Annotated in this window: 25 protein-coding genes; 10 read left to right on the forward strand and 15 right to left on the reverse strand. The window is 76.9% G+C overall.

Annotated features, from left to right (window positions below):
* Nucleotides 1-82: 82 nt before the first annotated feature.
* The 4 genes from ACI79L_RS07055 to ACI79L_RS07070 all read right to left on the reverse strand — a co-directional run bounded on the left by ACI79L_RS07055 (nt 83) and on the right by ACI79L_RS07070 (nt 5,145).
* Nucleotides 83-1,525: a serine/threonine-protein kinase gene (locus tag ACI79L_RS07055; RefSeq protein ID WP_456936086.1), complete on the reverse strand. Its 1,443-nt coding sequence runs from the start codon at nt 1,523-1,525 to the stop codon at nt 83-85.
* A 94-nt stretch (nt 1,526-1,619) separates the two neighbouring features.
* Nucleotides 1,620-2,777, reverse strand: coding sequence for an RNA polymerase sigma factor (locus ACI79L_RS07060; protein WP_456936087.1), 1,158 nt, complete (start codon nt 2,775-2,777; stop codon nt 1,620-1,622).
* The gene (locus tag ACI79L_RS07065) at nt 2,774-3,181 is read right to left on the reverse strand and encodes a YciI family protein (RefSeq protein ID WP_456936088.1); all 408 of its coding nucleotides are present in this window, start codon (nt 3,179-3,181) and stop codon (nt 2,774-2,776) included. The genes ACI79L_RS07060 and ACI79L_RS07065 overlap by 4 nt, the downstream gene beginning before the upstream one ends.
* Nucleotides 3,182-3,303: 122 nt before the next feature.
* Nucleotides 3,304-5,145, reverse strand: a complete 1,842-nt coding sequence (locus ACI79L_RS07070) for a GMC family oxidoreductase (RefSeq protein WP_456936089.1) — start codon at nt 5,143-5,145, stop codon at nt 3,304-3,306.
* Nucleotides 5,146-5,327: 182 nt separating this feature from the next.
* Here ACI79L_RS07070 and fxsT point away from each other — a divergent pair, with 182 nt between their 5' ends.
* Complete coding sequence (gene fxsT / locus ACI79L_RS07075) at nt 5,328-8,168, forward strand: FxSxx-COOH system tetratricopeptide repeat protein (protein ID WP_456936090.1); 2,841 nt, start codon at nt 5,328-5,330, stop codon at nt 8,166-8,168.
* A gap of 30 nt (nt 8,169-8,198) precedes the next feature.
* Here fxsT and ACI79L_RS07080 read toward each other — a convergent pair whose 3' ends face one another.
* Genes ACI79L_RS07080 through ACI79L_RS07090 form a run of 3 tightly spaced genes read right to left on the reverse strand, consistent with a single transcriptional unit; the run spans nt 8,199 to nt 11,202 of the window.
* Complete coding sequence (locus tag ACI79L_RS07080; protein ID WP_456936091.1) at nt 8,199-9,239, reverse strand: zinc-dependent alcohol dehydrogenase family protein; 1,041 nt, start codon at nt 9,237-9,239, stop codon at nt 8,199-8,201.
* A gap of 19 nt (nt 9,240-9,258) precedes the next feature.
* On the reverse strand, nt 9,259-9,972 hold the full coding sequence (locus ACI79L_RS07085) for a hypothetical protein (RefSeq protein WP_456936092.1): 714 nt from the start codon (nt 9,970-9,972) through the stop codon (nt 9,259-9,261).
* A 42-nt stretch (nt 9,973-10,014) separates the two neighbouring features.
* Complete coding sequence (locus tag ACI79L_RS07090) at nt 10,015-11,202, reverse strand: MFS transporter (protein ID WP_456936093.1); 1,188 nt, start codon at nt 11,200-11,202, stop codon at nt 10,015-10,017.
* A 219-nt stretch (nt 11,203-11,421) separates the two neighbouring features.
* Here ACI79L_RS07090 and ACI79L_RS07095 point away from each other — a divergent pair, with 219 nt between their 5' ends.
* On the forward strand, nt 11,422-12,282 hold the full coding sequence (locus ACI79L_RS07095) for a helix-turn-helix transcriptional regulator (protein ID WP_456936094.1): 861 nt from the start codon (nt 11,422-11,424) through the stop codon (nt 12,280-12,282).
* Nucleotides 12,283-12,302: 20 nt separating this feature from the next.
* Here the strand turns inward: ACI79L_RS07095 and ACI79L_RS07100 are convergent, their stop codons facing one another.
* From ACI79L_RS07100 to ACI79L_RS07115, 4 genes are all read right to left on the reverse strand, one after another.
* Entirely contained in the window at nt 12,303-13,271 is a 969-nt protein-coding gene (locus ACI79L_RS07100) for an SDR family oxidoreductase (RefSeq protein ID WP_456936095.1), read from the reverse strand.
* A gap of 185 nt (nt 13,272-13,456) precedes the next feature.
* The gene (locus tag ACI79L_RS07105; RefSeq protein ID WP_456936096.1) at nt 13,457-13,870 is read right to left on the reverse strand and encodes a VOC family protein; all 414 of its coding nucleotides are present in this window, start codon (nt 13,868-13,870) and stop codon (nt 13,457-13,459) included.
* Between the two features lie 188 nt (nt 13,871-14,058).
* Entirely contained in the window at nt 14,059-14,721 is a 663-nt protein-coding gene (locus tag ACI79L_RS07110) for a GAF domain-containing protein (protein WP_456936097.1), read from the reverse strand.
* A 317-nt stretch (nt 14,722-15,038) separates the two neighbouring features.
* Nucleotides 15,039-15,770, reverse strand: coding sequence for a GAF and ANTAR domain-containing protein (locus ACI79L_RS07115; RefSeq protein WP_456936098.1), 732 nt, complete (start codon nt 15,768-15,770; stop codon nt 15,039-15,041).
* 745 nt (nt 15,771-16,515) lie between these two features.
* On the opposite strand from ACI79L_RS07115, the gene trhA reads away from it, so the two are divergent.
* Nucleotides 16,516-17,172 (forward strand): PAQR family membrane homeostasis protein TrhA, encoded by a 657-nt coding sequence (gene trhA / locus ACI79L_RS07120; RefSeq protein WP_456936099.1) that lies wholly within the window; start codon nt 16,516-16,518, stop codon nt 17,170-17,172.
* 77 nt (nt 17,173-17,249) lie between these two features.
* Here trhA and ACI79L_RS07125 read toward each other — a convergent pair whose 3' ends face one another.
* On the reverse strand, nt 17,250-17,480 hold the full coding sequence (locus tag ACI79L_RS07125) for a hypothetical protein (RefSeq protein WP_456936100.1): 231 nt from the start codon (nt 17,478-17,480) through the stop codon (nt 17,250-17,252).
* 875 nt (nt 17,481-18,355) lie between these two features.
* Here ACI79L_RS07125 and ACI79L_RS07130 point away from each other — a divergent pair.
* Complete coding sequence (locus ACI79L_RS07130; RefSeq protein ID WP_456936101.1) at nt 18,356-19,318, forward strand: AraC family transcriptional regulator; 963 nt, start codon at nt 18,356-18,358, stop codon at nt 19,316-19,318.
* A 64-nt stretch (nt 19,319-19,382) separates the two neighbouring features.
* Entirely contained in the window at nt 19,383-20,351 is a 969-nt protein-coding gene (locus tag ACI79L_RS07135) for a helix-turn-helix transcriptional regulator (protein WP_456936102.1), read from the forward strand.
* A gap of 408 nt (nt 20,352-20,759) precedes the next feature.
* Here ACI79L_RS07135 and ACI79L_RS07140 read toward each other — a convergent pair whose 3' ends face one another.
* Nucleotides 20,760-21,035, reverse strand: coding sequence for a hypothetical protein (locus ACI79L_RS07140; RefSeq protein WP_456936103.1), 276 nt, complete (start codon nt 21,033-21,035; stop codon nt 20,760-20,762).
* Between the two features lie 279 nt (nt 21,036-21,314).
* Here ACI79L_RS07140 and zwf point away from each other — a divergent pair, with 279 nt between their 5' ends.
* Nucleotides 21,315-22,805, forward strand: coding sequence for a glucose-6-phosphate dehydrogenase (gene zwf / locus ACI79L_RS07145; RefSeq protein WP_456936104.1), 1,491 nt, complete (start codon nt 21,315-21,317; stop codon nt 22,803-22,805).
* 439 nt (nt 22,806-23,244) lie between these two features.
* On the opposite strand, the gene ACI79L_RS07150 is transcribed toward zwf, so the two are convergent.
* Entirely contained in the window at nt 23,245-23,424 is a 180-nt protein-coding gene (locus ACI79L_RS07150; RefSeq protein ID WP_456936105.1) for a hypothetical protein, read from the reverse strand.
* A 283-nt stretch (nt 23,425-23,707) separates the two neighbouring features.
* Here ACI79L_RS07150 and ACI79L_RS07155 point away from each other — a divergent pair, with 283 nt between their 5' ends.
* Nucleotides 23,708-24,013 carry an antibiotic biosynthesis monooxygenase family protein gene (locus ACI79L_RS07155; protein WP_456936106.1) on the forward strand — a complete coding sequence of 102 codons (306 nt, stop codon included), beginning with the start codon at nt 23,708-23,710 and terminating at the stop codon, nt 24,011-24,013.
* A 264-nt stretch (nt 24,014-24,277) separates the two neighbouring features.
* Here the strand turns inward: ACI79L_RS07155 and ACI79L_RS07160 are convergent, their stop codons facing one another.
* Nucleotides 24,278-24,931, reverse strand: coding sequence for an MBL fold metallo-hydrolase (locus ACI79L_RS07160; protein WP_456936107.1), 654 nt, complete (start codon nt 24,929-24,931; stop codon nt 24,278-24,280).
* An 80-nt stretch (nt 24,932-25,011) separates the two neighbouring features.
* Here ACI79L_RS07160 and ACI79L_RS07165 point away from each other — a divergent pair, with 80 nt between their 5' ends.
* The 3 genes from ACI79L_RS07165 to ACI79L_RS07175 all read left to right on the forward strand — a co-directional run bounded on the left by ACI79L_RS07165 (nt 25,012) and on the right by ACI79L_RS07175 (nt 26,335).
* Nucleotides 25,012-25,245: a hypothetical protein gene (locus tag ACI79L_RS07165; RefSeq protein WP_456936108.1), complete on the forward strand. Its 234-nt coding sequence runs from the start codon at nt 25,012-25,014 to the stop codon at nt 25,243-25,245.
* A gap of 186 nt (nt 25,246-25,431) precedes the next feature.
* Nucleotides 25,432-25,776 (forward strand): LuxR family transcriptional regulator, encoded by a 345-nt coding sequence (locus ACI79L_RS07170; RefSeq protein ID WP_456936109.1) that lies wholly within the window; start codon nt 25,432-25,434, stop codon nt 25,774-25,776.
* Nucleotides 25,777-26,059: 283 nt separating this feature from the next.
* Nucleotides 26,060-26,335 (forward strand): metal-sensitive transcriptional regulator, encoded by a 276-nt coding sequence (locus ACI79L_RS07175; RefSeq protein ID WP_456936111.1) that lies wholly within the window; start codon nt 26,060-26,062, stop codon nt 26,333-26,335.
* Nucleotides 26,336-26,512: the final 177 nt, after the last annotated feature.

Consider the following 26,512-nt stretch of genomic DNA (forward strand, 5'->3'; position numbering starts at 1 on the left):
GAGCCTCCTCCCGCCCGGGCGGATCCGCCGGGGTCGCCGGCGCGGCGCCCGCGGGCCTGGGGCCCCCGGGGGCGGACCGCCGTCAGCCCTCGCCGTCCTCCCCGCGGTCGCCGGCGGGTGCGCCCAGGGCGGCGCGCAGGTCCGCGACGGCGGCGCCCAGCGCGGCGGCGCCGTCCCCCGTGAGGCGGTCGCGGCGCCGGAGGTCGTCGAGGCGGCGCTCGAGGTCGTCGACCTCCCGCGCCACCCGGTCGGGGTCCGCCCGGTCCAGCGCGCGCTCGACGTCGGCCACCCGGCGGTCGACGTCGCGCCGTCCCCCGCCGGTCAGCGCACCCCCCGCCTCGGCCTGCTCGACGGCCGCGCGCAGCCCGGCCAGCGCCGACCGCACCGGGTCCGCGGCGGGCGCCGGGGCCGCGGGCGGGGTGGTCACCGGGGAGGTCGGGACGGCCGCCGGCGGCGGCACGGGCGACGGGCTCGGGGCCGGCGCCGACGACGGGGTGGCCGCCGCGCCGCCCTCCGGGGCCGCCGCGCCGCCCGTGGCCGTCCCGCTCCCCCCGCCGGTCAGCAGGGCGGCGGCCACGGCCAGGGCCCCGGCGCCCGCCCCCACGGCGGCCGGCAGGCGCACCGGGCGCCGTCGCCGGGGGGTGCCGTCCGCCGGGGGGAGGTGCTCGGAGAGCGCGGGCCGCGGGAGCACCAGCGTCGGCGCGGGTGCGTCCGGCGCTCCCGCGAGCGCCGCGGCCGCCTCCGCGGCCGTCGGCCGGGCGGCGGGGTCCTTGGCGAGCATCCGGCCGAGCAGCCGGTCCACCGCGGCCGGGGTGTCCGGCCGCAGGGGCACGGCCGAGGGGACCGGCGCGTGCAGGTGCTGGGCGAGGACCGCGACGCCGTCGGCCTGGAACGGCGGGCGGCCGGTCAGCAGGGTGAACAGCGTCGCGCCCAGGCCGTAGACGTCGGCCTCCGGGCCGGCCGGCGCCCCGGCGACGACCTCCGGCGCGAGGAACGGCGTGCTGCCCAGCACGAGCCCGGTGCCGGTCAGCGGAGCGGCACCGGGGCCGCCGTCGGCCAGCCGGGCGATGCCCAGGTCCACCAGCACGCAGGAGCCGTCCGCGGCGAGCACGAGGTTGGCCGGCTTGACGTCCCGGTGCACGATGCCCGCGGCGTGGGCGGCGGCCAGGGCCCCCGCGGCCTGCCGGCCGTACCGGGTGACGTCGGCGATGGGGAGGGGCCCGTCGCGGCCGAGGAGGGACTGCAGGTCGGGGCCGGGCAGCAGCGGCATGACCAGCCAGGCGGCCGCCGCGTCGACGCCGACGTCGAAGACGCTCACCACGTGCGGGTGCTCGAGCGCGGCCAGCGCCCGGGCCTCGCGGCGGAAGCGGGACGTCCCGGCGCGGTCGGCGACGGCGGGGTCGAGCACCTTGACCGCGACCCGGCGGCCGAGGGCGACGTCGGTGGCCGCGTGGACGGTGCCCATCCCGCCGCGGCCCAGCACGCCGTCCAGCCGGTACCGGCCGCCCAGCGTCGTCCCCTCCACCCGCACCTCCCTCGTCGCCGCGGGCCGGGACCGGCCCCGTCCGAGGATGCCCGGCGGGGGCGGCGGGTGGGCGGCGCAGCGCCGGTCGGTGCCCTCAGCGCCCACGTCCGGCGTTGAGCCGGGCGGCCTGGCGCAGCAGGTGGTCGCGCTCGGCGCGGTCGGTCGCCCTCGCGGCCGCCTCGGCGTACAGCCGCGCCGCCGTCGCGAGGTCGCCGTCGCGCTCGTGCAGGTACGCCGCGACCGCGGTGTGGCGGGGCAGGTCGTCGTCCAGGCCCGCGAGCGCCGCCAGGCCGGCGCGGGGCCCGTCGGCCTCGCCGACGGCCACCGCCCGGTTGAGCCGGACGACCGGGCTGCCGGTCAGGCGGACGAGCTCGTCGTACCACTCGACGATCTGCACCCAGTCGGTCTCCGCGGCGGTGGGCGCGTCCGCGTGCAGGGCCGCGATGGCGGCCTGGGCCTGGTACTCCCCGAGCCGGTCCCGGGCGAGGGCCGCCTGGAGGATCGCGACGCCCTCGGCGACCATCCCGGTGTCCCACCGGCTCCGGTCCTGCTCGGCGAGCGGCACCAGGCTGCCGTCGGGCGCGGTGCGGGCGGGGCGCCGGGCGGAGTGGAGCAGCATGAGGGCCAGCAGCCCCGCCACCTCGGGGTGGTCGACCACGGCCGCGAGCTGCCGGGTGAGCCGGACGGCCTCGGCGGCGAGGTCGACGTCGCCGGAGTAGCCCTCGTTGAAGACCAGGTAGAGGACGCGCAGCACGGTGGCGACGTCGCCGGGCCGGTCGAACCGCACGCTGGAGACGGTGCGCTTGGCCCGGCTGATGCGCTGCGCCATCGTCGCCTCGGGCACCAGGTAGGCCTGCGCGATCTGGCGGGTGGTCAGCCCGCCGACGGCGCGCAGCGTGAGCGCGACCGCCGACGACGGCGTCAGCGACGGGTGGGCGCACAGGAAGTAGAGGTGCAGCGTGTCGTCCGCGCCGGGCACGGGCCCGGGCGGGGGCTCCTCGTCGACGACGTCCTCGCGCCGGCGGCGGGCGGCGTCGGCCCGCGTCGCGTCGAGGAACCGGCGCCAGGCCACGGTGACCAGCCAGCCCTTCGGGTCCCGCGGCGGGTCGGCCGGCCAGGTGCGGACCGCCTCCACCAGCGCGTCCTGCACGGCGTCCTCGGCCGCCGCGAAGTCGGCGCCGCGGCGGACGAGGACGCCGAGCACGCTGGGGGTGAGGCTGCGCAGCAGGACCTCGTCCAGCGGGGCGGTCATCCCTCGATGGTGGGCGGCGCGCCGAGGAAGGGGCGCACCTCGAGCCACTCGTGGATCGGCTCCCCGCCCGCCCCGGGGGCGGCCGACAGCTCCCCGGCCAGCTCGACGGCGCGCTCCTGGCTGTCGACGTCGATCACGATCCAGCCGGCGATGAGGTCCTTGGTCTCGGCGAAGGGGCCGTCGGTGACCGGCGGGCGCCCCTCGCCGTCGTACCGGACCCACATCCCCTCCGGGGACAGCGCCTGCCCGTCGACGAACTCACCGGTCCCCTCCAGCCGGGCCGCGAAGTCCTCCATGTACCGCACGTGGGCGGAGATCTCCTCCGGCGTCCACTTCTCCATCGGGACGTCGTTCACCGCCGCCGGGGCGCCGCGGTAGTGCTTGAGCAGCAGGTACTTGGCCATCGTGGTCCCTCCTCGGTGGTGCGGCCCATCCTGGCCGCTCGCACCCCGGGGACGGAGCCGGTCCCGCGTTCTCGACATCGCCCTGCCGATCCGGCGCCGGGACGGGGCGATGGTGCGGCGGGTCACGCGCCGACGAACTCCCGGAGCGCGACGCCGTGCTCGCGCGCGATCAGCTCGGCCGCCTTCTCGCCGATCATGATCGCGGCGGCGTTCGTGTTGCCGCTGACCACGTTCGGCATGACGCTCGCGTCCGCGACGCGCAGCCCGTCGACGCCGAGGACGTGCAGCCGCGGGTCGACGACCGACCCGATCCGGCAGGTGCTCGTCAGGTGGTAGACGGTGAACGCGTAGTGGCGCGCCAGGTCGGCGATCAGCTCGTCGCTCGGGACGTCGCCGCGGGTGTGGCCGTGCGCCTCGGCCAGCCGCCGCGGCACCAGGAGGTCGCCGATCTCGTGCTCCTCCCGCATCCGGTCCACGACGTCGAGCGCGCGGCGCACCACCGCGGTCATCACGGCGACGTCGTGCGGGTCGGTGAGGTAGTTCATCCGGATGTCGGGCGGGGCCAGCGGATCGGCACTGGCCAGGCGGATCTCGCCCTCGCTGTGCGGCTGCACCGGGTTGGCGAGCACGAAGACGTTCTCGGCGGTCGGCGACAGGTCGACGGCCGGGTCGTCGAAGTACTCCGCCGCGTCGACGTGCAGGCAGGAGTCCCAGATGCCGACGTCGTAGCCGCACACGAAGACCGCGAGCTGCGCGTCGTGGGTGTGCTCGTCCCCGAGGCCCGTCGAGAACCAGGCCCCCGCGTCGTAGAGCGACGAGGACGCCAGCCCGCTGCCGGTCGTGAACCACTCGGTGAGCCGGCGCTCCGCCTCCGCCTCGAGCTCCTGCAGCTCCGGCGGCAGGGACGCGTCGTCGGCCGGGTCGGCCGGCAGCGGACCGGCCGGCGCCCGCAGCGCGTCCGGCCCCAGGGCCACGCGCACGGTGGCCATCGGGACGCCCAGCCCCGGCGCCGGGAACATCAGCCCCACCTGCAGGTGGTCCTTGAGGTGGCGGCCCACCTCGGGGGCGTCGGCCAGGCACCGGACGCCGAGGGACTCCAGCTGCTCGCGCGGCCCGACGCCCGAGAGCAGGAGCAGGTGCGGTGACCCGACCGCGCCGGCGCTGAGGACCACCTCGCGGCCGGCCTCGACCACCTCGGTGGTGCCGGCGGCGGTGACGTACTCGACCCCGGTGGCCCGCAGGGCACCCGGCTCGCCCGAGAGGAGCACCCGGGTGGCCCGGGCGTGCGGGATCACCGTCAGGTTCGGCCGCTGCTCGGCCTCGCCCTCGAGGAACGCGTGGTAGGTGCTCGAGCGCATGCCGTGCTTCGTGGTCGTCTGGAACAGCGAGACGACGCCGGCCGGGCCGCCCCGGTCGCGGCCGTTGTAGTCACCGCGCGGGATGCCGGCGGCCACCGCGGCGTCGACGAACGCCTGCGCCCCTGGCAGCACCGGGCTGCGCACCGACACGCCGAGCGGCCCCTGCGTGCCGTGGGCGGGCAGGTCGAGCGGGACGGCCTCGCTCGGCACCAGCCCCTCGCTCCTCCGGAAGTAGGGCAGGACGTCCGCGAAGCCCCAGCCGTCGGCACCCCCGGCGGCCCAGGCGTCGAAGTCCCCCGGGTGGCCGCGCACGTAGGCCATGTAGTTGATGCCCGACGAGCCGCCGAGCATCCGGCCGCGGGGCACCATCATCCGGCCGCCCCGCAGCCCCTTGCCGCACGCGCCCGCGTCGGCGGTGAGCATCCAGTCGGTCTCGGGGTCCGCCTGCAGCACCGGGCAGGCGGCCGGCACCAGCTCGGCCGCCGGCGGCCGCCCCCCGGCCTCGACCAGTGCCACCCGGACGTCCGGGTCCTCCGACAGCCGGGCGGCGACCACCGCCCCGGCCGAGCCACCGCCCACGACGACGAAGTCCACGCTGCCCGCCATCGCGCGACGGTAGTCCCGGCACCCGGGCGACGACAGGGCGTCCGGCCGCGGGACCCCCGGCACCCGCCACGGGCCCACGTCGGCCGGCCGGTCCGGTCGTAGGTCCCTGCCCGGCACCTGCCGGGATCCCTACCCTCCGGGACGGGCCGACCGTCGAGGGGAACGACCGGGGAGGTCGGGACATGGCCGAGGAGCGGACCGTCGCGGAGCCCCCGCGGCCCGGCGACGGCGCCCTGCCCACCGGCACCGTCACCTTCCTGTTCACCGACATCGCGGGCTCGACGGCGCTCCTGCGGCAGGACCGGGACGGCTACGCGGCGGCGCTCGCCGACCACCGGTGCCTCCTGCGGGCGGCGTTCGCGGCGCACGAGGGCTGCGTGGTCGACACCCAGGGCGACGCGTTCTTCGTGGCCTTCCCGACCGCCGGCCAGGCGGTGGCCGCCGCGGCGGAGGCGCAGCGGGCCCTGGCCACCCACCCCTGGCCCGGCCGGACGCCGGTCCGCGTGCGGATGGGCCTGCACGCCGGTGAGGCGCGCCTGTACGCCGGGAGCTACGTCGGGCTGGCCGTGCACCGGGCCGCCCGCATCGCCGCGCTCGCCGCCGGCGGCCAGGTCCTGCTCTCCGAGTCGGTCGTGGCGCTGCTCGACGAGCACCTGCCGGCCGGGCTCGCGCTGCGGTCCCTCGGCGAGCACCGGCTCAAGGACTTCCCCCGGCCGACGCCGCTGCACCAGCTTGACGTCGCCGGCCTGCCGACGGGCTTCCCCCCGCTGCCGACGGGGGTGGTGGGCTCCCCGCCCGTGCGCCCGGCCGGCGACCGGGTGTGGAACCTGCCGGCCCGCAACCCCCACTTCACCGGCCGCGACGAGCAGCTGGCGGAGCTGCGGCGCCGGCTCCGGGCGGGTGAGGCCACGCTCGTGGTGCAGACGCTGTACGGACTGGGTGGCGTGGGCAAGACCCAGCTGGCGCTCGAGTACGCCCACCGGTACGCCGCCGACTACGACGTCGTGTGGTGGATCGACGCCGAGCAGGCCGTGCTGGTCCCGGACCAGCTCGCCGGCCTCGCCACCCGGCTCGGGCTGCCGGCCGGGGCCACCGTCGCCGACACCGTGGACCGCCTGCTGGCGGAGCTGCGCGGCCGGGACCGGTGGCTGCTGGTCTTCGACAACGCCGAGCGGCCCGCCGACGTCGCCGGCTACCGGCCCGACGGCCCCGGCCACGTGCTGATCACGTCCCGCTTCCCCGCCTGGGGGACCCTCGGCGGCCGGCTCGAGGTCGACGTCCTCACCCGGCCGGAGACCGTCGCGCTGCTCCGTGCCCGGATGCCCGGCCTGGGAGCCGGGACCGCCGACGCGCTCGCCGCGGAGCTCGGCGACCTGCCGCTCGCGGCGGCCCAGGCCGCCGCCTACCTGGAGCAGACCGACCTGCCGCCCGAGGACTACCTGCGCCGGTTCCGCACCCGGCGCGCCACCCTGCTGACCCGCGGCGACGTGCTCGGTTACCACGGGCGGATCGACACCACCTGGGCGCTGTCGCTGGAGCGGCTGCGCGCCGAGGACCCGGCGGCGGTGCAGCTGCTGGAGCTGGCCGCCTCCCTCGCCCCCGAGCCCGTCCCGTCGAGCCTGTTCGTCGAGCACCCCGAGCTGCTGGAGGGGCCGCTGCGGGACGCCGCGGCCGATCCGGACACCCTGGACGACGCCATCGGGGCGGCGGTCGCCTACTCGCTGGCCCGCCGCCACCGCGACGGCTTCCAGGTCCACCGGCTGGTGCAGTCGGTGATCCGCCTCCAGCTGCCGGCCGACCGCGAGCAGGCCGTCGCCGACCGGGTGGTGGCCCTGCTGGCCGCCGCCTCCCCCGGCCACCCCCAGGACCCGGCCGGCTGGCCGGCGTTCGCCCGGCTCGCCCCGCACGTGCTCGCCACCGCCCCGCTCGGCGACCGCTCGCCCGCCGGCCGCCGGCTGGTCCTGGACACCGCCCGCTACCTGCAGGCCCGCGGCGACACCGCGGCCAGCCGCTCGGTGGGCGAGGCGCTGCTCGACCGCTGGCGGGCGGTCCTCGGCCCCGACCACCCCGACACCCTGACCGCGGCGAGCGGTCTCGCCCTCGCCCTGAACCAGCTGGGCGACGCGGGGGCGGCGGCCGCGCTCGCCGAGGACACGCTGCAGCGCTGCCACCGGGTGTTCGGGCCCGACCACGTCCGGACCCTCTGGACGGCGACCACCCTGGCCCTGGACTTCCTCCAGCTGGGGCGGGTGCACGCCTCCCGCGGGCTGACGCACGACGTCCTGCGGCGCAGCCTCCGCCTCTACGGCCCGGACCGGGCGACCACGCTTCTGGCCGCGGGCGGCCTGACCATCGCCCTGGCCGAGCTGGGCGACGTCGGGCAGGCCCGGGAACTGGGGCAGGACACCCTGCGGCGCTGCCGGCGGGTGTACGGCGAGGACCACGCCACCACGCTGCTGGCGGGGACCGCCCTGACCATGGCGCTGGTCTCGGTCGGCGACGTCGGGCAGGCCCGGGAACTGGGGCAGGACACCCTGGAGCGCTGCCGGCGGGTGCTGAGCCCCGACAACGCCGTCACCCTGCTGGACGCCGGCGCCGTGGTCCTCGCCCTGGCCCTGTCCGACGAGGCGGAGGCCGCCCGCGCGCTGGGCCGGGACGTGCTGCAGCGCAGCCGCGGCGTGTACGGCCCGGACAACGTCATCACCCTGTACGCGGCCGCGCCCCTGGCCGTCGCCCTGGTGCGGCTGGGCGAGGCCGGGGAGGCCCGGGCCCTCGCCGAGGACACCCTCCGCCGCTGCCGGCGGGCACTGGACCCCGACCACGGCGTGACCGCGCTGGCGGCCGCGGCGCTGGTCCTCGCCGGCACCCGGCCGGGTGGGGCACCGCCGCCCGGAGCGGTGGACGACGCGCTGCAGCGGTGCCGCCGCGCCCTCGGCCCCGGCCACCCGCTCACGCGGTCGGTCGAGGAGGCCGCCGGCGGGGAGGCACCCCCGGGCCCGTCCGCGGAGGCCGGGGCCGGGTGACGCGCGTCGGACGGGCGCCCGGGGCGGGGGTCAGCGGGCCGGGTCGACCACGGTGATCCCGGCGACCGTCGTCCGGTCGAACACCGGCAGCAGGGCCGCCGCCTCGTCGAGGCCGATGGTCCGCTCGACCAGCCGCTGCGGCTGCAGCGAGCCCTGCTCGACGAGCGCCATCATGGCCGGGTAGTCGGCCGCGGCCATGCCGTGGCTGCCCAGCAGGTCCAGCTCCCAGCCGATCACCCGCGCCATCGGGACCCGCGGGTGGCCGTCCACCGGCGGCAGCAGCCCCACCTGCACGTGGCGCCCCCGCCGGCGCAGGCTCAGGACCGAGTCCGCGCAGGTCTGCTCGCTGCCCACGGCGTCGACGGCGACGTGGCTGCCGCCGGAGGTCAGCTCCGCGACGGCGGCCGGGACGTCGCGGCCGTCGGCCCGCACCGTGTGCTCCGCGCCGAGATCGGCGGCCACGGCGAGGGCCTCGGGGTTGCGGTCCACCGCGACCACCCGGGCCCCCAGCGCGCGGGCGACCGCCACCGCGCTCAGGCCGACGCCGCCCGCGCCCACCACGGTGACCCACTCCCCCTCGCCGACCCGCGCGCGGGCGACCAGGGCGCGGTAGGCCGTGGCGAAGCGGCACCCCAGGCTCGCCGCGCTCGCGACGTCGACCCCGTCGGGGACGCGCACCAGGTTGGTGTCCGCGGCGTGCAGGGCGACGTACTCGGCGAAGGACCCCCAGTGGGTGAAGCCCGGCTGCTGCTGGTCCGGGCAGACCTGCGCCTCCCCGGCCCGGCACCACGCGCAGCGACCGCAGCCGCAGACGAACGGGACGGTCACCCGGTCCCCGGCCCGCCAGCGGGTGACCTCCGCCCCGACCTGGGCCACCACCCCGGCGAGTTCGTGCCCGGGCACGTGCGGGAACACGACCTCGTCGTCGTGCCCGGCCCAGGCGTGCCAGTCGCTGCGGCACATCCCGGTGGCCAGCACCCGCAGCACCACCCCGCCGGGCGGGGCGGTGGGCTCGGGCACCTCCCGCACCTGGGGCCGGGCCCGGACCGAGTCGACGACGACGGCGCGCACCGGCACATGCTGTCAGGCGTCAGCGCCACGACCCGGTGAGCCGCCCGGCGAGGGCCCTGCCCTGGTCGTGGCCGGCCCGGGCCGCGGGCGGGCGCAGCGCCGGGTCCATCGCGTGCGCACCGAACAGGTGCTCCGCGGCGCCGTCCGGGACGACCGTCTCGCCCCTGCTGCCGCCGGCGCGCAGCGCCTCGACCTGTGCCGCCAGGTGGGTCCCCCACTCCCGCGGGTGCCGCGACTCGCCGCCGAGCGGTGCCAGGACCAGCACCCGCCCGTGTCCGGCGGCCAGGTCGGCGTTCTCGACGGACCGGTGGCCGCCGTCGATGTACCGGCGGTCGCCGATGCGGTAGTGCGGGCCGCCGGCAGTGCTCGCGGCGACGGCGTCCACCAGGTCGACGCCGCTGTGGCGGTCGGACATGACCGGTGCACCGGTGTGGGCGTCGACCGCCGTGACGAGCCCCGCTCGCTCCGGCCGGCGCCCGCTCGGCAGCCGGGCGGCGACGGTGGCGCGCCACCGCGCCGACCCGGAGCCGTCCGACGCCGCGTCCACCTCGAGCGCCGCCGCACCCATCCGGCGGCGCATGCCGGTCGCGTCCTCGGCGGCGGCGACGACCCGGGCCGTCCTCGCCAGGTGGTCGGCCACCGGCCCGAGGAGGACGCGCCCGGCGTCGGGCCCGGCCGGACCGGTCCGGAGCGGGGGCGCCGCGGCGAGGACGGCGGCGACCGCCTGCGCCACCGACTTCCCGCTGCGGTGCCCGACCGACGGCCGGCGCGCCGGTCACGCGGGGACGTCGTCCCGCCTTCGGTGCGGGGCGCGGACGACGTCGACGCTCAGCCCTGCGCCGGCCGCCGCCACCAGGCCGGCGAGGAGGAACGGGACGACGAAGCCGCCCGTCGTCTCGGCGAGCCAGCCGCCGAGCGGAGGGCCGGCCAGCTGCGCCAGGCCGAAGGCGAGGGTGCAGCGGCCGAAGGCCCCGGCGAACTCCCGCGGGGTCAGGGAGTCCGACAGGTGGGCCGCGATGACCGCCGGCAGCCCGGACATCGTCAGCCCGAACAGCAGCGCCGACGCCGAGGCCGGCGGCTCGGCACCCAGCGGCACGAGCAGGATCGCCGCGGACATGAGGAGGTAGCCGCCGACGAGCGTGGGACCGCGGCCCCACCGGTCCGACAGCGGCCCGAGCACGATCCCACCGGCGACCAGCCCGACGCCGACGAGCGTGTAGACCGCCGACGCGTGACCGGCGGAGAAGCCCGCGTCGTCCTCGAGGGCGGTCACCAGGTAGCTGGTGTAGACGGAGTAGGCCAGGCCGTACGCGGCGTAGCCGCCGGCCAGGCCGATCCACCCGGGGACCCGGCGCAGGGCGCCCGCGCGCACGGGGACGTCGTCGTCGCGGCGGGGCGCCGGGCGCAGCAGCAGCAGGCACAGTCCGAGGACGACGACGGCGATCGCGGCCTCCACCAGGTACACGGTGCGCCAGGAGGCGTCCCCGCCCCAGGACCGCAGGGTCCAGGTCAGGGCGCTGGCCAGCACGATCCCGCCGCCGATGCCCGAGCCGGCGACGCCGATCGCCGCGCCCCGGCGGGAGGGGCGGACGACAGAGCCGGCGAGCCCGGGGGCCGGCACCCAGATGAAGGCCCCGCCGACGCCGGTCAGGGTGAGCCCCACCGCGAGGCCGCCGGCGCCCCCGGCGACGGAGAGCAGGCCCAGCCCCGCCGCGCTGCAGGCGAGGCCGGCCTTGATCAGCGCCGCCGGCCGGGCGCGGCGGGACAGCGCGCTGACCGCGACGGTGCCGAGCAGGTAGGCGGTGACGTTGGCCGTGGCGACCAGCCCGGCGACGGCGTAGGACCCGAGCAGGTCCCGGTCGATCGCCGGCAGCAGCAGCGCGTAGGAGAACCGGCCGAAGGCCTGGGCGACGGCGGAGGCCAGCGCCACCAGCAGGACCAGCCCGCGTGGACGCACCCGCACGCCCCCACCTCCGCACCCGCCGGCCGGCGACGCCGGGGCGCGTCACCGCGCCGAGTCCACCACTCCGCCGGCAGGAGGGCGAGCCGCTCGGGACCGGCTCACCGCCGGCCGGCGCCGTGCGCGCGGCGGTCCCCGCCCGGCCGAGGGAGGGACCGGCGGTCCGTGGATGACCGCTGCCGGCGACGGTAGGAACGACGCAGCACCGACGAGGGAGGCGACGTGATCGACCGGGCCGGGCTGGCCGAGTTCCTCCGCCGCCGTCGGGAGGCGCTGCAGCCGGAGGACGTGGGCCTCCCCCGCGGGCCGCGCCGCCGGACGAGCGGGCTGCGGCGCGAGGAGCTCGCCGCCCTCTCCCACATGTCCACCGACTACTACGCGCGGCTGGAGCAGGAACGCGGGCCGCAGCCGTCGGAGCAGATGGTGGCCGCGATCGCGCAGGGCCTGCACCTCTCGCTCGACGAGCGCGACCACCTGTTCCGGCTGGCCGGCCACCGGCCACCCGCCCGCGGCGCCGACGGCGAGCACGTCGGCCCCGGCCTGCTGCGGATCCTGGACCGGCTCGGCGACACGCCGGCGGAGATCGTCACCGAGCTCGGCGAGACGCTGCGGCAGACCCCGCTCGCCGTCGCGCTCACCGGCGACGCGACCCTGCGCACCGGGCCGGCGCGCAGCCTCGGCTACCGGTGGTTCACCGACCCGGCCACGCGGGCGCTGTACGCCCCGGAGGAGCACGCGTTCCTGTCCCGGCTGTACGCCTCGGGCCTGCGTGAGCTGGTCACCCTGCGCGGCCCCGGCTCGCGGGCCGCGCGCCTCGCCGAGCTGGCGCTGGCCCGCAGCGAGGAGCTGCGGCGGCTGTGGGACGCGCACGAGGTCGGCATCCGCCCGCGCGAGGTCAAGCGGTTCGTCCACCCCGTCGTCGGACCGCTGGAGCTGGCCTGCCAGTCGCTCGTCGACCCCGACCAGTCGCACCGGCTGCTCGTGTACACCGCCGTCCCGGGCAGCGAGAGCGCCGAGCGGCTGCAGCTGCTGGCCGTCCTCGGCACCTCGGCGTCGCCCGCCGACCGGGCCGTCCCCGGCTGAGCGGGGACGGCCCGGGACGGTCAGCGCGGGAGGGGGTGCACCCCGTCGCGCGCGGCCGCGGGGAAGGCCACCCCCGTCAGCTGCTCGGACAGGCGCCACATCCGCTCGGCGTCCCCGGGACCGCGCACCGGGCGGTAGGGCTCCTGCTCCGCGGGGGCGCCCCCGGCGGAGCCCGGACCGTCCGGGCCGTAGAACCGGCCGCCGCCGTCCGGCGCGGTCGCGGCGAGCAGGGCCGGCAGCGCCGCGCTCTCCGCGGTGCCGGTGAGGCCCAGCCGCGCCAGCACGCGGATGAGCCGCACGGCGGTGGTGTCCCGGGCGCGGCCGACCTCGGGGCGGGCCGCGAGCAGGCTGGTCGGCGCGATCCCGGGGTGGGCCAGGTCGCTGGTGATCCCCCAGCCCCCGGCGGCGCTGCGCCGCTGCAGCTCCAGGGCGAACAGGCCGACGGCGACCTTCGACTGGGCGTAGGCGCGCTGCCCGTCGTAGGACCGCTCCCAGTTCGGGTCGTCCCAGTTCACCGCCCCCCGGCGCGCCGCGACGCTGGTCTGCGAGGTGACCCGCGCCCGGCCGGCCCGCAGCAGCGGCAGCAGGGCGGCGACGAGCGCGACGTGCCCCAGGTGGTTGGTGCCGAACTGCAGCTCGAAGCCGTCGGCCGTCGTCTGCCGGTCCGGCGGCCGCATGACGCCGGCGTTGGCGACGAGCAGGTGCACCGGCCGCTCCTCGGCGCGCAGCGTCTCGCCGAGCGCCGCGACGGAGGCGAGGGAGGACAGGTCGAGGTCGCGCAGGGAGACGTCGGCGTCCGGGACCTGGGCGCGGATCCGGGCGACCGCGGCCTCGCCCTTGCGCGGGTTGCGGACCGGCAGGACCACCTCGGCGCCGGCCGCGGCGAGCCGGCGGGCCAGCACGAGGCCGACGCCGTCGCTGCCTCCCGTGACGACGGCGCGGCGGCCGGTGAGGTCGGGGACGGGGACGTCGGGTCGGGTGCGCGGCATCGGGTGCTCCTCGGGTCGTGGGGACCCCAGCCTCACCGCGCGGCGCGCCCGTGTTCAGGGACGGCCGATCCGCGGATCGCCGGTCCCCGGCTGCGGCGGCGCCCGCCGGGACGCACGGCACCTCGGCGGGCCGGCGCGGCCGCCGTCCCTGCGCCGGGGCGGGAGCCGCCGCCGCGGCCCGGACGCTACGGCTGCTCCTCCACGGGACCGAAGAGGGTCAGCAGGAGCCGTTCCGGGCCGTGGAGCCGGGAGTTGAGCGTGTCCCACGGGGTGACGGTCGGCTCGGCGACCAGCTCCGCGCCGGCCTCGACCAGGTCCGCGGTCGCGGCGCGGGTGTCGGGTACCTCGAACGCGACGCGGATCCGGCCCGGGACGCGGTGTCCCACCTCGACCTCGTCGATGAACTCGGCGTAGGGCGGATCGTTGATCTCCAGCGTCGCCCGGCCGGCGTCGAGGATGACGACGTGGCCGCCGCGGGCCTCGTAGGCCTCCTGCTCCGGCAGCCCCAGCACGTCGCGGAAGAAGCGGACCGCGGCCTCGTGGTCCGTCGCGGTGACCACGAGGCGGAGTTCGGTGACCCGCTGCCGTCGCTGCGTCATGGGGGACTCCTCGGCCGCGGTGGGGGGCGTGCCGCGCGAGGTCATCGTGTCGCACGCGCGCAGGTCGGACCGGACGCCGGCTCCCGTCGGACGATCGGGACCACCGGACACCCTCGTCGGCCCGCGCACCGGCGACCAGCGGCGGACCGCCCCGGTGCAGGCCGCCGGCGCGCATCCGGCGGGGGCGGTCATCCCTCCCCACCCGGCGGCCCGGCCGGCAGCTCCCCCGTCCGCACCAGGACGTGGGCGACGTCGCGGACCCGGCGGGCCGCGCCCGCCGACGCCCGGACCAGCGCCCGGATCGCCTGGTCGGCGGTCAGCCCGAACCGCTGCATCAGCACGCCCGTGGCCTGGTCGATCACCGCGCGGGCCTCCAGGGCGATCCGCAGGTCGTCGGCCATCGCGCGGGCGCTCCGCATCGCGTGCAGGTCGCCGGCCGCCGCCGCGGCGTGCGGGCCCAGGCGGGTGGCGGCGGCCCGGGCGTCCTCGTCGAAGGCGTGGGCCTCGCGGGCGTAGATGTTCAGCGCGCCGGCGACGCCGCGGTCGGCGTCGATCACCAGCGGGACGGACAGCGAGCTCAGGGCGCCGTGGGCGACCGCCCGCGGCACGTAGTCCGGCCACCGGCTGTCGGTGCGGGTGTCGGCGACCTCGACCAGCTCGCCGGTGCGCGCGGCGTGCAGGCAGGGCCCGTGGTCACGCTCGTACTGCGCCTCGTCGACGTCGACGGCCAGCCGGCCGGTGGCGGCCACCGTGGTGGGCACGTCGTCGACGAGCAGCGACACCGACGTCTCGGTGTCGCCGGGCACCACCGTCCTGGCCAGCGCGGCCACGGTGTGCAGCAGGTCCTCCATCGACAGCTCCGGAGCAGGCAAGCGCCCCCGGCGCCGGGGTGCGCCGGCGACGCCGTCGAGGCGGGGATCCTGGCTCCTGTCCACGGCACGGCTCCGGTCTGCTGCACCGGGGCGGGCACCTCGGTTGCGGACTCCGCCTCGGAGCCCGCGCTGGCGTGGCACGCCGGGGTCGGACGCACGGTCGGCGCAGGGTGGCTCCCGCGACCGGACCCGAGCGTACGCAGCTCTCCGTCGCGGCGGGCGCATCGCCGCGTCGAGGACGTCACCACCGGCGGTCACCGCCCGCCGCCGGGTGGCCGCCGTCCCCGACGGCGGGGCTAGAGGTCGCCGCCGCGGTCGAGCAGGCCGCTCAGGGGGACCTCTCCCTCGACGATGCGCCGGGCGAGCTCGTCGAGGTCCCCGCCGCGGGTGTAGGCATGCGCCCGGAGCAGCGCCAGCGCGTCGGTGCTGCTGACGTGGAGGCCGGCGTTGACGAAGCCCATGGCCCGCCACACGACCGAGCGCCGTCCGGCGGCCGGCGCGTCCAGCCACACCGGCCCGCCGCTCTCACCGCGCGTCGCCTCGCTGTTCTGCTGGAACGCCGAGGTCACCTCGGCACTGATCGCCAGCGCGTGCGCCAGGCTCAAGGCGGTCACGTCGTTCGGCGGGACCGTGTACAGGTCCAGCGCCCCGATGCCGCGCAGCCCCCCGTGCAGCGGCAGCGAGACGACCCCGCGGATCGGGGTGCTGGTGACCAGGCCGTCGTGGAACGCCGGCCACCGGGACCGGATCGTCACCTCGTCGGCCACCACGGGGCCGCCCTCGGCGTGCGCCGTCAGGCACGGCCCGGCCCCGATCGTGAACTGCAGCCGCTCCGCCGTCGCCGCCGCCGCGTCACTCGAGCCGAGCGGCAGCCGTTGGCCGTCGACGAAGAAGAGCCCGATGCCCGCACCGTCGACCGGCAGCACCCGGGCGCACGCACGGGCCAGCCGCTCGGGCAGCAGCTCGGGGCCGGCCATCTCCCCCGCCAACTCGGCGAGCACGGCACGGAACTCCGCGACGACCGTCACGATCCTCCCGTCCCGACCCGTCGGTGGCGCCGGCACCGTCCGCCGGGGCCGGGCGGCGAACCGCCCCGGGCATCGGACGTCGGCACGGTGGGACCGCCTGCGGTCACTTCCTCCCGCAAACGACCGGTGCCCAAACTCCGGACGTCGGGTGGGCCCCTGTGCACGCGAGTGTGGGCCGGGACGGCGGGAGGGGCCGGGCCGGCGTCCGGCCGGGTGCCCGACCCGGCCGGCGCGTGGGTCCTCGGACTCCCGCACCGTCTCATCGCGGGTTTGCGACGTGGTGGCGCGGGCACGGATGGACATCGGCTGCGCATCCGCTCGTGCCCGCGGCTCCCTACCTGCAGGACCGTGAAGGGCCAGCCGTGGACATCGCGACGCGCACCACCGGGACGACGCCCGCCGAAGGGCACGCCGGCCGCGGGCCGGGTCTGCCCACCGCCCGGGCCGCGGCTCCCCGGGTGACCCACCTCCCCCACGCGTCCGGACGGGAGGCCACCGCCCGGCCGGCGACCGTGCGTGACCGGGGGCCGGACGGCGGAGGACCGGCAGCCCCGTGCGTCGTCCGGACCGTCTCTCGGCCGCTGCGGCCACGGACGGGTGGCCCGCCCACGCCACCGGTCCCTCGTCGCCACCTGACCGGTGCCCGCAGGACCACGCGGGGCCCGCTCCGGCTGCGCGCCGGGCAGGTGGCATGACCGTCAGCCGGCCGGGCCACGGGGGCCGCCCTGCCAGGACCGGTCCGACGGTGCACTACGACGCGCGGCGCGCGGTGTCCTACGCCAAGCCCCTCCTGCGCGGCTGGCTGCACCTGGTGTGGTTCGCCGCGTCGCTCGTCGCCGGCCCGCTGCTGTGGGCCGCCGTCCACGGCCGGGGGCCGGTGATCGGCGTCGGGATCTACACCGGCTGCCTCAGCGGGCTGTTCGGCGTCAGTGCCCTGTACCACCGGGGCAGCTGGGGGCCGGTCGCCCGCCGGGTCCTGCAGCGGGCCGACCACGTGATGATCTTCCTGTTGATCGCCGGGACGGCGACTCCGGTGTTCCTCCACGCCGTGCCCGGCACCTACGGGCGGCTGTGCCTGGTCCTGCTGTGGGCCCTCACCGCCCTGGGGATCCGGGCCCGCCTGGCCCGCATGGACGCGCCGGAGTGGCTCGTCGGAGGAGCGTTCATCGCGCTGGGAGCCGTCAACGCGCTCGCGGTGCCGGCGCTGTGGGCCGCGGCCGGCGGCCTCGCCGCGGCCCTCGTCGTCGCGGGCGGGCTGCTCTACATCACCGGCGCCGTCGCCTACCACTTCCGCCGCCCCGACCCGCTCCCGTCGGTCTTCGGGTACCACGAGGTCTTCCACGCGTTCGTGTGTGCCGCCGCCACCTGCCACTACGCCGCCATCGCGCTGCTGGTCGGGTGAGGCCGCGTGGTGGGCCGGCGCACCAGCACCGGGACACCGGCCGGCCGAGCCGGCCACGGTCGGCGGTGGCGCGGGGTTCAGCGGGAGCGGACGGGGCGCGGCAGAGCCGAGGGGTGCTCGGCGGCGCGCGCCACGGCCCGGGCGACTGCTCGCTCGGCTTCCTCCCGTTGGGCGGCGGCCTCCAGGTCACGCTCGACGGCGCGGCGGGCGTTGGCCAGGGCACCGCGGGTCGGTGCTCCCCCGAGGACGGTCCGCACGCGCTGCCGGATCCGCCACCACCGGGACAGCAGGCTCATGACGATGATCATCGATTCAGGGGTGGGGTCCGTCGTCGGCCCCGTGGGTGAGGGCCAGGCAGGTCCAGCACAGCGGGTGGACGCGATCGGCGGAGTCGGGCCAGGTCCAGGTCCGGGGATCCAGGGGAACGACCGGGGTCGCGCAGATCGCCCGGCCGGCCTGTCCGATCGCGTGCAACCGGCCGACCGCCGTCGCTCCGGCGATCGGGGACCCGTCGGCCGGGCGGGGGCTGGGGAGCACACCGTCGGCACCGACCGCCCAGCCGGCCGAGCGGGAGCAGGCGGCGGCTCGCTGACAGCCGGCGCGCCGGCCGTGCGGGGCTCGCGCGCAGCTCATCGGGCGCCGTCGGCGGGAGCGTGCCCGGCCAGGTCGAGCACGGCGGGGCAGGCGTCCGCCGACGTCGGGAGGTGTCCGGCAGGGGCGACCGTGGTCTCAGCCATGCCGCCACCGTGGCCGAGCGGTCCTGTCGGATACAGGGACCTACGCCTCTGTATCGGAACGAGGCGATCCGTATCGGCCCCCCGGTCCCGACGAGTCGCGCAAGGCGATGGACGCCAACGGCGCCACCTTCGGTCGGTGAGGGTGGCCTGATGGTGGTCGACCGCCCCCGGAGAGCGGTCAGGGGCCGTTCCGGATCCCTCGAGGCGCGCACCGCAGCGGACGACACCCCACGATCCACGACGGGGTCGAGATCGTGGTCGAACGGCACCGCACAGACCTCCCCGGGGCCTTCGCCCGGTGTCGAGTGGGTGCCCGCCGCGGCACCGACTGCGCCGGTGGGCGAGGGGCTTCGCACATCGGGTACCGGCGGCTACCGTCGGTCGGGCCGGCGCTGCCGGTGGCGGCCCAGCCACGGCCCCGGGAACGCGCACCCCGGAGGCGCGTCATGCCGGTCGAGGTCGTCGAGTTGTCCATTCGGGAGCCGGACGTCGCCGAGGCCGTGCTCACCGATCTCTACCGCTCGGAGCGCCCGCTCGCGTTCTCCGGCGTCCGCGGGTCGTTCACCTGCGAGCTCCGGTCGGCAACGGCCGGTCACCTGACCGCGGACCGGCTGCGGTTCACCGCGGGCATGCGCTGCGCGGTCGCTCCGCTGAGCGACCTGGTGGTGGCCAGTCCGGTGAGCGGTGGGTGCCGGTACGTGGCGGGCCGGGACCAGGTCACCACGCGACCGGGCGTGGTGTTCCGGTGCCCGACCGGCGTGCCGTTCACGAACGAGTGGGACGACGTGGACGTGGGCATCGTGCGGCTGCCGCAGGCGGTGATCGAGCGGGTGGCCGAGGAGCGGCTGGGCGTGCCCGGGACCGATGTGCGGTTCGACGGGATGAGCCCGGTGTCCGAGCCGATGCGCCGCACGTGGCTGGGGCTGATGCGGTTCGTGCACCAGCAGATGGCCGACCCCGGCAGCGGGCTGGCCGAGCCGCTGGTCGCCGCGCACCTGGCCGAGCTGTCGGCGGCGACCGCGCTGGCGGCGTTCCCGAACACCACGATGACGTCCGGCTACCTGCCCGGGGCGGGTGCGGTGGCGCCGGCGGTGGTGCGCCGGGCGGTGGCCTTCATCGACGCGCACGCCTCGCTGCCGATCACCGTCACCGACGTCGCGCGCGCCGCCGGGGTCGGGCCGCGGGCGCTGCAGCTGGCCTTCGCCCGCCACGTCGGGCTGACCCCCATGGGCTACGCGCGGCGGGTGCGGCTGGAGGGTGCGCACCGGGAGCTGCAGGCCGGCGACCCGACCGCCGGGGACACGGTCGCGGCGATCGCGCTGCGCTGGGGGTTCGCCAAGCCCGACCGGTTCGCCGCCGCCTACCGCGCCGCCTACGGGGTGACCCCCGCCCACACCCTGCGCACCTGATGGTCCGGGGACTGGTATCGCCCTGCGATTTGACATCGCCTCACGAGCGGGCGAGGAGGGCGGCATGGGAACCCCCACACCGGGAGCACTACGGCGGCAGGAGTACGCCACGTCTGACCCGGGCGAGGCGCGAGAGCTCCTCGACAACCTCTTCGGCGGCCGGCTGCAGCTGAAGGCTTCCCCGGACACCAGATGGGAGGCCAGCGTCAGGATGCTGGACGCGGGTGCATTCAGCATCAGCGATGTCATGGTGCCCGCCGACCTCACGTTCGACCTGGCCGGCCAGGACGACGTCCTCATCTCCGTAGCCGTCGCCGGTGCCATCGGGTACGACCGCGGGCACGACCTCGAGCGGTACGTGCCCGGGGACGTGTTCATCGCCAATCACCCCGACACCCGAGCCGTCGCCGACAGTCATGAAGCTCGGACCCTCAGCGTCGCCCTCCCCCAGTCACTGCTCACGGACGTCGCCCGGGGCACTCCCGCCACGAACGAGCCGTGGCGGTTCACCGCCTCGCAGGCCACTCCCGGCGGAGTTGCTCGATGGCGGCAGGTCACCCGCTTCGTCGACGACCTGCTCGCCGACCCCGAGGCCGCAGACTCACCGCTGCTGCACGGGCCGGCCGCGCGGCTGCTGGCCGCCACCGCACTCGCGGTCTTCCCGAACACCGCCGTCGCACCGCCGGTCCCCGCGGACCGCGTCGACGCCCACCCCGCCACGCTGCGCCGCGCGATCGCGTTCATCGACGCCAACTACGACCGCGACATCGGGCTCGCCGACATCGCCCGCGCCACCTACGTCACCCCCCGCGCGGTGCAGCTGGCCTTCCGCCGGCACCTGGACACCACCCCGACCGCCCACCTTCGCCAGGTGCGGCTGGCCGAGGCGCACCGGCAGCTGCGCGACGCCACCCCCGGCGACGGAGTCACCGTGACCGCCGTCGCCGCCCGCTGGGGCTTCACGCCCAGCCGGTTCACCGAGCGCTACCGCGCCGCCTACGGCGTGCTGCCCAGCGCCACCCTGCGCACCTGACCCGCCGCCCGCGGCGGCCCGCAGCCGCCGGGCCTCCAGTCCCCGGCGCAGCTCCTCCGCCCGCTGCCGGCAGGTGCCGGCCTCGGCGACGAGCTCCACCGCGGAGCGCCGGGCCCGCTCGGCCGCGGCGCGACGCGCCGCCACCCCGGACCGGCTCGTCGGCCCCGCGCGCTGCGCGTGCCCCCGGCTGTCGGCCATCGCGCCCCACCCGTGCCCCGGCTGCCTGCTCGTGGGGCGCCGCGCGCGGAGGCACCCCGCCTGGGCTCAGCGGCGTCCTGCTCGTCCGAGAAGCCGATCGCGCGCGGCCACCCGCGGTCAGCAGACGCGCCGGCCGCGGGCCCCGCCGGACGAGCGGGCACGCGGCTGCGCATCGTGGGGGTGTCGGTTCGCGTGTCCGGGAACTACCGGTCAGTGCGCGGCGGACTCGAGCGCGTCGGCCAGCGCCCACATCCGCACCGCCTCGCGCCGCTCCTCCCCTGCACGCCGGCGCATGCGGGCTGCCCGGTCGCGGTGCGGCCCGGACGGGTCGGCGCTGCAGGCGGCCTCCGCGGCGGACGCGACGTCGTCGTAGGTCAGCGCCGCCTCCGCGGCGGCCGCGGCAGCCGCACGGATCGCTGCGACAGTGCTGCGCGAGGCCTCGGCCCACCGGTGGTCCAGCGGCCGCTGCGCCGGTGACGCGGTCACGATGCGAGCGTGACCGGCGGATCACCCGTCGGCTACGACCGCAGGCGAACGGTCGCCCTGCGGATCCGCCCGCAGGCGAAGCCCCGCCCCAGGGCTTCCAGGGGTCCTCCGGAGGTGCGCAGGTGGGCCTCCCCAGGGGGTTGCTGCGTCGGGTACGCGCCGAGTCGGCCGCCGCGGCCGGCGACGGGGCCGAGGAGCTGTCCGGCTCGGACCGGGCGCGCCTACCGGCGCCCCCCGAGACCTGTCCATCGCCATCCGGGATGGGCATGCTCTCCGGACATGAGCATCGACACGGGTCGTCGGTCTCCGCCCTGCGCACTGGTGATCTTCGGCGCCTCGGGTGACCTCACCGCCCGCAAGCTCCTGCCCGCCCTCGCCCGGCTGGCCGGCTACGGGGCGCTCCCTCCGGAGGTGACGCTCGTCGGCGTCGCCCGCACGCCGATGACCGACGCCGAGTTCGCGGACGCCTGCCGCCGCGACGCCCCCACCGCGGGGAACCCGCGGTGGCAGGACATGACGGCGACGGCCCGCTACGTGAGCGGCCACTACGACGACCCGGCCACCTACCAGCGCCTGGCCGAGGTCCTCGCGACGTGCGACGGCCGGCACGGGACCGCCGGGAACCGGGTGTACTACCTCGCCACGCCCCCGCGCCTGTTCGGGCCGATCGCGGTCAACCTCGGCAAGGCGGGGCTCTCCGTGCCCGCCGGCGACAGCTCCATCCGCGTGGTCGTCGAGAAGCCGTTCGGCTGGGACGAGGCCAGCGCCCGGGAGCTGTACGCCGACCTCGCGTCGGCGTTCGTCGAGGAACAGATCTTCCGGATCGACCACTACCTGGCCAAGGAGACGGTGCAGAACCTGCTGGCGCTGCGGTTCGCCAACTCGATCTTCGAGCCGATCTGGAACCGGACGTGGGTCGACAACGTGCAGATCACCGTCGCCGAGACCCTGGGCGTCGGCGAGCGGGGCGGTTTCTACGAGACCACCGGCGCGATGCGCGACATCGTGCAGAACCACGTCCTCCAGGTGCTCTCGCTGTTCCTCATGGAGCCACCCACGTCGTTCCACCCGGAGGCGATCCGCGACGAGAAGGTGAAACTGCTGCGCGCGATCCGGACGCTGGACGGCGACGCGGAGATCGCCGAGAACGCGGTGCGGGGGCAGTACACCCGCGGCGGCACCCGGGAGGAGCTGATGCCGGGGTACCGGGAGGAGCCGGGTGTCGATCCGCTGAGCGCGACCGAGACCTTCGTCGCGATGCGACTGGAGGTCCGGAACTGGCGCTGGACCGGCGTCCCGGTCTACGTGCGCACCGGCAAGCGGCTGCCTGCCCGGATCACCGACGTCGCCATCGAGTTCCGCCGCCCACCGCAGCTCCCGCTGTTCCCCGGGACGGCGGCGGGCCTCGAGCCCGACGCCCTCATCGTGCGCGTGCAGCCCGACGAGGGTCTGAGCCTGCGCTTCGGCGCCAAGGTGCCCGGCCACGCCTTCCGCGTGCAGAAGGCCTCGATGGACTTCTCCTACGAGAGCTTCGAGGAGCAGTCGCCCGACGCCTACGAGCGGGTCATCCTCGACGCCCTGATCGGCGACCCCACCCTGTTCATCCGCGCCGACGAGGTCGGCCGGTCCTGGCGCATCGTCGACCCGGTGATGCAGTTCTGGGCCCGGGACGAGCGCCCCATCCCGCTGTACCAGGCAGCCACGTGGGGTCCGCCCGAGGCGGCCTCCCTGATCGCCCGGGACGGCCGGAGCTGGCGCCACTCGTCCTGACCGGCGCCGACGCGGCGGGTGCGACCACGCGCAGTCGCGCAGGCCCTCCGCGGCCCGGCGCAGGTCCGCGTCGTCGATGCAGTGGTGCGGCGCGAACCGCAGGCCGTCGCCGCGCAGCGAGCACCGGACGCCCCGGGACAGCAGCCGGTCGTGCAGCAGCTGGGGAGGCGGCAGACGGTACGAGGGCCGGCCCCCGTCGGAACGACTGCGACCCGAGCCGTGGCTTCCCGCGTCGCTGCGGGAGGCCTCCCACGTCCGCTCGCACCCGGGAAGGGGAACCCACATCGGGGCCGAGCTGGCCGTGCGCACGGGATCGGCCGTGCGACTCCCCACTTCTTCTCCAGGCGATCCACCTGCACTGGAGCGGAACCGCGAGGGAGGAGTTGGACGACGCCGGCGACGTGGGTGAAGCCACAGCGACGCACGAGCCGATGGCCGGTCAGACGATGCGCAGATCGATGTGCACGTCCCGGCGGGCGGCGTGGGTCACGGCGACGACCAGCTCGAGGGCCATCTCCTCGATGTCCTCGAAGCTGTCGGCCTCGGTCGTACCGACACCCGGCACGTCGATCACCCAGTGGTCGCCCTCGCTGATGGCGGTCGCGGTGAAGTCGGCCATCCGTCCTCCCGATTGCTGCCGGCGGCGGGTGCGACCGAGGTGTCGCGTCAGCCGACTGCCAAGTGTCCACGTCGTCCGGGCAGCCGGAGCCCGGTCGGGCCGAGCTCGTGTCGAGGCGGAACCTGGCCGCCGACCCCGCCTGCCCAGTGGACAGCGCGACGACCCGCGGCCGGAACCCAGCCGGCCACCGGACGGCGGTGATCCCTGGCGTCAGGGTTTCACCGACCGACCCACGGACACCGAAGAACCTGCAGGAGCGGATCCTTCGGCGAGGGAGCGGGCGATGATGACCGTGCTCACCACCAGCACGCTGCGGCCTGGAGGGCAGCAGGAGTGGGACGCAGTGATGCGGGACCGATTCGAGGCAGCACGACGCATGCCGGGGTGGATCTCCGGCCAGGTGCTGACCCCCGAGGACGACCCGCTGTCGCGGGTGATCGTCGGCACCTGGAACAGCCGCGAGGACTGGATGGCCTGGCACGACGATCCGGCGTTCCTCGACAAGCGCACGGTGCTCGAGGGCCTGGAGTCAGCACCCAACGTGACCCGGTGGTTCTCCGTCGTGGCCGATGCCGGGGTGGGCGGCTGACCGACCTGCCCCTGAGCTCGAGATCGGTCCGCCTCCCGCTGGGTCGAGCTGCCCGTCTCGGCGGCAGCTGCGCCCGCGCCCGTCATCGACGACGGCCGCTCCGCCTCTCGGCGCGAGGCCGGGCCGGCCAGACGAGGAGCGCCTCGCCTCCCCAGGCGACGACCACCGCAGGACCGGCGGGCCCCTCATGGGCCTTCATCGCGGCCACCACGCCAGGGCCGCTGGAGCCCCCGAGGTGGCGTGGCCTCCACACGGTGTCGGTGCTCAGCTGCTGCGGGGAGGAGCCGGTGCGGCTGGGCGGGCGGTGAACCTGTCGAACAGCGAGCCGGCGTCGAGGGTCTCGACGTACTCGAGCATGTACTCCTGGCCGACGTCGACCGGGCCCAGCTTCGGGAACTTGACCCGTCCCTGGGTCTCCTCCCTGGTCCAGCCGGCGGCCACGGCCTCGGCGACGGCCGCCTTCCAGCTGAGCAGCGCCGCCCGCTGCTCGTCGACGTCACTGGTCATCAGCCGCGTCTGGCACTCGCAGAAGACGCTGTCCCCGGGGAAGACCATCCGCTCCTGCGGCACGTACACGGCGAGCTGGCCGGGCGTGTGCCCGGGCGTGTGCAGGAGGTGGAAGTCGTGGTCGTCGACGCGCAGTGACAGGTCGCCGGTGAAGACGACCTGCCCCTTGTTCGGGTCCTCGTAGTACTCGTCCCGGTCCGGGAACAGGCCAACGGCCTCGTGGCGAAGGGCGCACCGCGCGTTGCCGAGATGTCCGGGTGGGTCAACGCCCAGTGCGCCCGCGAGGTGCTGAGCGACGACGGGCTCGGCGCGGCGATCTGGGCCGCCGCCGACCGCGGCGACATCACCCCGGCCCAGGCGCCGCTCGTCGTCCGGTCCCTGCTGTCGGCCGGGGTGGACACCACCGTGCACGGGCTCTCCGCCATCCTCTACGCCTTCGCCACGAACCCGACCAGTGGGCGCGGCTGCGTGCCGAGCCGGGCCTGGCGCGGGTGGCCTTCGACGAGGCGGTGCGCTGGGAGTCCCCGGTGCAGACCTCCTTCCGGACAGCCACGGCGGACGTACAGGTCGGCGACGTCGTCGTCCCCGACGGCCGCAAGATCCTGATGTTCCTCATCCTGATGTTCCTCGCCGCGGCCAACCGCGACCCGCGCCGCTTGACCGATCCGGACCGCTTCGACCTCTCCCGCGACGGGGACGGCCCCGGACGTGCACTGTCGGGCTGACGGGATGTGAACCTGCGACCCCTTGATCCCAGCCGTGCGGTGCACGTCCGTCTCCGTCCGCTCAGGTGCGTCCGCGCAGGTCAGGCGGCTGATGGACCGACCGCGGACCGGGGTGGACCCCGTCGTGCGCCTCCACGGCAGGCGGCCACACCGGCGCGGAACCGGCAGGTGCAGCACAGTGGAGCCATGAGCGCCCTCGGCGTCGTCGACCTGCACCGGCTCGCCGGTGAACTGCTCGAGCGAGCGGCCGCGGCCTCCGCCGGGCGCGCCGCCCGCACCTTGCCGCACCCGGTCGACGGGTTGCGGCAGACGGTCATCGCCCTGCGCGGTGGCGCCGTCCTGGACGAGCACGACAGCCCGGGTGCGGCCAGCCTCCTGGTCCTGCGCGGCCGGGTCCGTCTGATCGCCGGCGACGACGTGGCCGAACTCGCGACGCACCAGGCCGCGCCGATCCCCGACCGGCGGCACAGCGTGGCGGCCGACGAGGACAGCGTCCTCCTGCTCAGCGTCGCCGTTCCGGCGCACCCCTGATCAGCACCTCGCGGGGCAGCCACAGACCCGTACCCCCGGCCGGCTCCCCCGTGATGCGCTCGCTCATGGCCGGCTCCTCGGCTCGGCGCCTGCCGCAGCGGCCGAGGACCGACTCCAGGCGTACTCGACGCCCTCGATGAGACGTGGGGACCGCGAGCACCGTGGCACCTCGGCCACACGGGCTGCCGACGCCGTCTCGGTCCAGGCGTCGCGGCGAGTGCGCCCGTCGGTGTGCCGGCCGTTCCCGACCGCCTCGTTGCGGATACCCCCAGGGGTATGCATGATGGAGGACGTGGACATCCCCCAGGGCGAGCTCGCCGACGTCGTCAAGCGCCTCCGCCGGATCGAGGGACAGATCGGCGGCATCGTGAGGATGATCGAGGACGGCCGGGACTGCTCGGCCGTGGTCACCCAGCTGGCAGCGGCGTCGAAGGCGCTGAGCAAGGCCGGCTTCGCGGTCATCTCCACCGGGATGCGCCACTGCTCGACCACCGAGGACGGCGAGACCCGCGAGGTCGACCTGCGCGAGCTCGAGCGCCTGTTCCTGACCCTCGCCTGACCATCGACACCGGAGCGGCTACGACGTCGCCGACCGCGCCGGCGGCGTGGCCGCCTGGACCGCCGACGGCCGGCCGGTCGCGACCCGCTGACCGGTCTCTCGCGTCACCCGCAGATACCCCTGCCCCGTACCGTACCGAGGAGCTCTCCGTGCAGATCGACGTCATCGAGACCACCG

Source organism: Geodermatophilus sp. SYSU D00684 (assembly GCF_054050455.1).

What these genes read in the sequence shown, in the direction of transcription:
- ACI79L_RS07060 (WP_456936087.1), bottom strand. Translation starts at nt 2,777, where the DNA reads ATGACCGCCCCGCTGGACGAGGTCCTGCTGCGCAGCCTCACCCCCAGC.
- ACI79L_RS07065 (WP_456936088.1), bottom strand. Translation starts at nt 3,181, where the DNA reads ATGGCCAAGTACCTGCTGCTCAAGCACTACCGCGGCGCCCCGGCGGCG.
- ACI79L_RS07070 (WP_456936089.1), bottom strand. Translation starts at nt 5,145, where the DNA reads ATGGCGGGCAGCGTGGACTTCGTCGTCGTGGGCGGTGGCTCGGCCGGG.
- fxsT (WP_456936090.1), top strand. Translation starts at nt 5,328, where the DNA reads ATGGCCGAGGAGCGGACCGTCGCGGAGCCCCCGCGGCCCGGCGACGGC.
- ACI79L_RS07100 (WP_456936095.1), bottom strand. Translation starts at nt 13,271, where the DNA reads ATGCCGCGCACCCGACCCGACGTCCCCGTCCCCGACCTCACCGGCCGC.
- ACI79L_RS07105 (WP_456936096.1), bottom strand. Translation starts at nt 13,870, where the DNA reads ATGACGCAGCGACGGCAGCGGGTCACCGAACTCCGCCTCGTGGTCACC.
- ACI79L_RS07110 (WP_456936097.1), bottom strand. Translation starts at nt 14,721, where the DNA reads ATGGAGGACCTGCTGCACACCGTGGCCGCGCTGGCCAGGACGGTGGTG.
- ACI79L_RS07125 (WP_456936100.1), bottom strand. Translation starts at nt 17,480, where the DNA reads ATGATCATCGTCATGAGCCTGCTGTCCCGGTGGTGGCGGATCCGGCAG.
- ACI79L_RS07130 (WP_456936101.1), top strand. Translation starts at nt 18,356, where the DNA reads ATGCCGGTCGAGGTCGTCGAGTTGTCCATTCGGGAGCCGGACGTCGCC.
- ACI79L_RS07135 (WP_456936102.1), top strand. Translation starts at nt 19,383, where the DNA reads ATGGGAACCCCCACACCGGGAGCACTACGGCGGCAGGAGTACGCCACG.
- zwf (WP_456936104.1), top strand. Translation starts at nt 21,315, where the DNA reads ATGAGCATCGACACGGGTCGTCGGTCTCCGCCCTGCGCACTGGTGATC.
- ACI79L_RS07150 (WP_456936105.1), bottom strand. Translation starts at nt 23,424, where the DNA reads ATGGCCGACTTCACCGCGACCGCCATCAGCGAGGGCGACCACTGGGTG.
- ACI79L_RS07155 (WP_456936106.1), top strand. Translation starts at nt 23,708, where the DNA reads ATGATGACCGTGCTCACCACCAGCACGCTGCGGCCTGGAGGGCAGCAG.
- ACI79L_RS07170 (WP_456936109.1), top strand. Translation starts at nt 25,432, where the DNA reads ATGAGCGCCCTCGGCGTCGTCGACCTGCACCGGCTCGCCGGTGAACTG.
- ACI79L_RS07175 (WP_456936111.1), top strand. Translation starts at nt 26,060, where the DNA reads ATGGAGGACGTGGACATCCCCCAGGGCGAGCTCGCCGACGTCGTCAAG.